General features: G+C 66.0%; 6 protein-coding genes and 1 pseudogene. 5 read left to right on the top strand and 2 right to left on the bottom strand.

The window, feature by feature from the left end:
- From ENN83_RS08420 to ENN83_RS08400, 5 genes and pseudogenes are all read left to right on the top strand, one after another.
- A pseudogene (locus ENN83_RS08420) lies at window positions 1–229 on the top strand (biotin--[acetyl-CoA-carboxylase] ligase); the annotation flags it as partial.
- A gap of 10 nt (window positions 230–239) precedes the next feature.
- Window positions 240–1,019, top strand: a complete 780-nt coding sequence (locus ENN83_RS08415; protein WP_287185922.1) for a type III pantothenate kinase — start codon at window positions 240–242, stop codon at window positions 1,017–1,019.
- Window positions 1,016–2,683 carry a ribonuclease J gene (locus tag ENN83_RS08410; RefSeq protein WP_287185920.1) on the top strand — a complete coding sequence of 556 codons (1,668 nt, stop codon included), beginning with the start codon at window positions 1,016–1,018 and terminating at the stop codon, window positions 2,681–2,683. Before ENN83_RS08415 ends, ENN83_RS08410 begins: the two co-directional genes overlap by 4 nt.
- A 33-nt stretch (window positions 2,684–2,716) precedes the next feature.
- Window positions 2,717–3,040 (top strand): hypothetical protein, encoded by a 324-nt coding sequence (locus ENN83_RS08405; protein WP_287185918.1) that lies wholly within the window; start codon window positions 2,717–2,719, stop codon window positions 3,038–3,040.
- Between the two features lie 35 nt (window positions 3,041–3,075).
- The gene (locus ENN83_RS08400; RefSeq protein ID WP_287185917.1) at window positions 3,076–3,444 is read left to right on the top strand and encodes a hypothetical protein; all 369 of its coding nucleotides are present in this window, start codon (window positions 3,076–3,078) and stop codon (window positions 3,442–3,444) included.
- Between the two features lie 234 nt (window positions 3,445–3,678).
- On the opposite strand, the gene rpsI is transcribed toward ENN83_RS08400, so the two are convergent.
- Window positions 3,679–4,167, bottom strand: a complete 489-nt coding sequence (rpsI, locus tag ENN83_RS08395; RefSeq protein ID WP_253089241.1) for a 30S ribosomal protein S9 — start codon at window positions 4,165–4,167, stop codon at window positions 3,679–3,681.
- A complete protein-coding gene (gene rplM, locus ENN83_RS08390) occupies window positions 4,167–4,631 on the bottom strand; it encodes a 50S ribosomal protein L13 (protein ID WP_287185915.1) in 465 nt (154 codons plus the stop codon). The genes rpsI and rplM overlap by 1 nt, the downstream gene beginning before the upstream one ends.
- Window positions 4,632–4,655 lie beyond the last annotated feature (24 nt).

The following is a 4,655-nucleotide window of genomic DNA, read 5'->3' as shown; positions in this document are numbered from 1 at the left end:
CCTGGCTGAGCACCTGGCCCATCAGGATGCGTTCTTCCGCAGCCACGGGTTCGGCCCCCTCCGCGCGGCCTGGCTTGACCGCGCCGCGCGGCTGGGCCAGAGCATCACCGCGCGCACCAGCACTGAGGAGCTGACCGGGACCTTCGTCACGGTGGACGAGGACGGCCAGCTTGTCCTAGAGACGGCGGGCGGGCGGCGCACCATCGCCGCGGCCGACGTGTTCTTCTGAAGGGCTGCCCATGCTTCTGTGCATCGACTGCGGCAATACCAATACCGTCTTCTCGATCTGGGACGGCGAAAGATTTCTTTGCACGCTCCGGACCGCGACCGAGCATACGCGCACGGCGGACCAGTATTTCGTCTGGTTCTCGACGCTTCTGGAACACCACCGGATCGAGATGCGCATCACCGATGTCATCATCTCGTCCTCAGTGCCGCGCGTCGTGTTCAACCTGCGTGTCTTTGCCGACCGCTATTTCAACGCGCGCCCGCTGGTGGTGGGCAAGCCCGACTGCCTGCTGCCGCACGCGCCGCGCGTGGACCAGGGCACGAACGTCGGCCCCGACCGGCTGGTGAACGCCGCGGGGGCCTTCGACCGGCATGGCGGCGACCTGATCGTGGTCGATTTCGGCACCGCCACCACCTTTGACGTGGTGGCCCATGACGGGGCCTATATCGGCGGCGTGATCGCGCCCGGGGTGAACCTGTCGCTCGAGGCGCTGCACATGGCGGCCGCGGCGCTGCCGCATGTCGACGTGACGCGCCCGCAACAGGTGATCGGCACCAACACGGTGGCCTGCATGCAATCGGGCATCTTCTGGGGTTATGTCGGGCTGGTGCGCGAGATATGTATGCGGATTCGCGCCGAACACGAGGCGCCGATGCGCGTCGTCGGCACCGGCGGGCTTGCCCCGTTGTTCGCCCAGGGCGACGCGCTATTTGACACTGTCGAAGACGACCTGACCATGCACGGCCTGACCGTGATCCATGTCTATAACAAGAAAAACGGGGCAGAATGAGCAGCGAACGACTTATCTACCTTCCGCTCGGTGGTGCCGGCGAAATCGGGATGAACGCCTATGTCTACGGCTATGGTGCGCCGGGCGAGGAGCGGCTGATCCTCGTCGATATCGGCGTGACCTTCCCCAACATGGACAACTCGCCCGGGGTCGACCTGATCTATGCCGACATCGCCTGGCTCGAGGAACGCCGCGACCGGCTGGAGGCGATCTTCATCACCCATGCCCACGAGGATCACGTCGGCGCACTGGGCCTTGCATGGCCGCGCCTGCGCGCGCCGGTCTATGCACGCCCCTTCACCGCGCTGCATGCCGCGCGCAAGATGGAAGAGCGGGGACAGGACCCGGCCAAGGTCACCGTGGTCGAGCCCTGGCCGCATCGCATCGAGGCGGGGCCGTTCACCGTGTCCTTCCTGCCCGTGTCGCATTCGATCCCGGAAAGCTCGTCCATGGTCATCGACACGCCGGCTGGCCGCATCGTGCATACGGGCGATTTCAAGCTCGACCCGACCCCGCTGGTGGGCGAGCCTTTCGACCGCGCATTGTGGGAGGAGGTGGCGAAACCCGGCGTCAAGGTTCTGGCCTGCGATTCGACCAATGTCTTCTCGCCGCACCCGGGCCGGTCCGAGGCGACGCTGGGTCCCGCGATCCGGCAACTGGTGGAGCGCGCACCGCACATGGTCGTGGCCACCACCTTCGCGTCGAACATCGCCCGCGTTCGTACCCTGGCCGAGGCCGGGCGCGCGGCTGGCCGGTCGGTCTGCCTGATGGGCCGGGCAATGCGGCGGATGATCGAGGCGGGCGTCGAGTCGGGCCTGCTGACCGATTTCCCGCCGACCGTACCGCCCGAAATGGCCGCCGGTATCCCGCGCGAGAACCTGATGCTGATCGTCACCGGCAGCCAGGGCGAGCGGCGCGCAGCCTCTGCGCAATTGTCGCGCGGCAAGTATCTGGGACTGGAACTGAAGGAAGGCGATCTGTTCCTGTTCTCGTCCAAGACCATTCCCGGCAATGAACGCGACGTGCTGCGCATCATCAATTCCTTCTCCGAGACGGGGGTGGATGTGGTCGATGACGACGCAGATCTCTACCATGTGTCGGGCCATGCCAACCGTCCGGACCTGGCGCTGATCCACAAGCTTGTGGCGCCGCAGATGGTGGTGCCGCTGCATGGCGAGCACCGCCACCTGCGCGAGCATGTGAAGCTTGCCGCCGAGAACGGGCTGGCTGCCGCGCTGGCGCCGAACGGCACGCTTCTGGACCTGACCGGCGAAGTGCCGGTCGTGGCTGGCCATGTCGAGACGAGCCGCACCTATCTGGACGGCAAGGTGCAGATCGGAGCGATGGACGGGATCGTGCGCGATCGCATCCGGATGGCGCTGAACGGGCATGTCACGGTGACGCTGATCCTTGACGAGGACAACGCGCCGCTGGGCGAGCCCTGGGTGGAACTGTCGGGGCTGCCCGAGACCGTGCCCGGCGGCGCGCCGCTGTCCGAAGTTCTGGAACAGGCGCTGGAGCGTTTTCTGGACCGTGCCGACGACCGGCTCTTGACTGACGAGGATCTGCTGGAAAAGGACCTGCGGATCCTCGCACGACGCACCACCGAGAACGAGATCGGCAAGCGGCCCGAGGTGACAGTGGTGATAAGCCGCCTGTCCTGAAGCCGTCCGGACCGGCAAAATCGGGCAGGGGTGGTGAGCGAGCAGGACCATATACGGACGAATCTTGCGATCTGGGGCGTGGTCACCGGCAGCGCGGTGGCGCTTTTGGTGGCGTTTGGCCCGCATTGGGCAGTCCGGGCGGCATCCATCGCGGCCCTGGTGCTGTGGCTCTTCGCGATCCTGGGGCTCTCGGACGGGCCGAGCCGGGCATTTCTTGCCGGCACGCTGAGAAAGTCGAGCTACACCCAGATCTACACCGCGCTGACCCGGCGCAACGTGATGTGGCTCTGGCGCCGGCTCTGCGACGGGGCGCCGGCGACCGCGACGGCTGGCCCACACTCTTCCGCGCCGCGCTGACCTGGCGGCTTTACGCCACCGCGCTGCTGATCGCGGTGGCCTATTCGCTGCTGTTGCTGGTGGGCCAATGGATCGTGACCGGCGCCGAGGGGCGGGTCGGCAGTTTCGTGGTGCTGCCCGAGGCCGCGCTGTGGCCTGACCGGGCGGCCACGCTTGGCGTTTTCGGTATCCTGATTCCCGGCGTCGTTGCCCGAAAGCTGGCGGCAGCCAGTCGGCATCATGTTGTCCGACTGGCTGCTGATTCTCGCATTCGCATTCGCAGCCGCAACCGCGGCCGCATTCGCAGTCGCAGCCCCAACCGCACTCCCAGCCGCAGTCGCTTGGCTCGACATTCGCGCGATGGATCGAGAGCGCGCCTCAAAGCCCCGCGCTCGCGCTGGGCCTTGTCTGGGCGATCCCGCTGAGCCTTGTGGTGGCGGTGCTCTGGGGACTTTGGGCCTTCGGCGGCGGGTTCGTTCTCGCCTTCCTTGAGGGGTATTTCCGCGTGCTGCTGTGGATTGCCCATATCCCCATCGACGCGTTATGAGCGGCCTGCGCCGCGGATGGGCCGCAGGGTGGGCCGGAGCGGGGAAAAAGAAAAAGCGCGGTGGAAACCGCGCTTTTCCAGAAAATAGGCAGATGCGGTCCGGGCGTTCTTCTTAACGCTTGGAGAACTGGAAGCTGCGACGAGCCTTGCGCTTGCCGAACTTCTTGCGTTCCACCACGCGGCTGTCGCGGGTCAGGAAACCCGCAGCCTTGAGCGGCGCACGCAAGGACGGATCGTAAAGCTGAAGAGCCTTGGAGATCCCGTGCTTGACGGCACCAGCCTGACCCGACAGCCCGCCACCCTTGACGGTGGCCATCACGTCGAACTGGTCCGACACCCCGGCCACCTGAAAGGGCTGGCGCAGGATCATCTGCAGCACCGGACGGGCGAAATAGGCGCTCATGTCCTTGCCGTTCACCGACACCTTGCCGGAACCCGGGCGAATCCAGACGCGGGCGACCGCATCCTTGCGCTTGCCCGTGGCATAGGAGCGGCCCAGCTCGTCGCGGACCGGCGCGGCAGGTGCCTCGGCATCGGTCATCACGGCCGCGTCGCCCGAAACGGATTTCAACTGGTCGAGGGATTTGAGATCTTCGGCCATCACGCGCTCCGGGTGTTTTTCTTGTTCATGGACTTGACGTCCAGCGCTTCGGGGTTCTGCGCGACATGCGGATGCTCGGCCCCGGCATAGACGCGCAGGTTGGTCATCTGCTGGCGGGACAGTCGGTTGCCCGGCAGCATGCGCTTGACCGCGGCGATCACCACGCGTTCGGGATGGGCCCCTTCGAGGATCTGCGCCGCGGTGCGGTGCTTGATCCCGCCCGGATGGCCGGTGTGCCAGTAGTACTTCTTGTCGGCGCGCTTGTTGCCGGTCATCTGTACCTTGTCGGCATTGATGACGATCACATTGTCGCCCATGTCCATATGCGGCGTGAAGGTGGGCTTGTGCTTGCCGCGCAAGCGCATGGCGACGATCGAGGCGAGACGGCCGAGCACGACGCCCTCGGCGTCGATCACGATCCACTTCTTCTCGATCTCCGCCGGGGTAGCGGTGTAGGTCTTCATCTCTCTTGCCCTATCGCTGGGGGG

The sequence above is a fragment of the Rhodovulum sp. genome (genome assembly GCF_011048875.1).
Classification (GTDB): Bacteria; Pseudomonadota; Alphaproteobacteria; order Rhodobacterales; family Rhodobacteraceae; genus Rhodovulum; species Rhodovulum tesquicola.
Note: the sequence above shows the minus strand (reverse complement) of the source record. Positions and strands in the feature narration are given on the sequence as shown.

Excerpts from the sequence above, each read along its gene's own strand:
- ENN83_RS08415 (WP_287185922.1), top strand. The coding sequence starts at position 240 with ATGCTTCTGTGCATCGACTGCGGCAATACCAATACCGTCTTCTCGATC.
- rplM (WP_287185915.1), bottom strand. The coding sequence starts at position 4,631 with ATGAAGACCTACACCGCTACCCCGGCGGAGATCGAGAAGAAGTGGATC.
- rpsI (WP_253089241.1), bottom strand. The coding sequence starts at position 4,167 with ATGGCCGAAGATCTCAAATCCCTCGACCAGTTGAAATCCGTTTCGGGC.
- ENN83_RS08410 (WP_287185920.1), top strand. The coding sequence starts at position 1,016 with ATGAGCAGCGAACGACTTATCTACCTTCCGCTCGGTGGTGCCGGCGAA.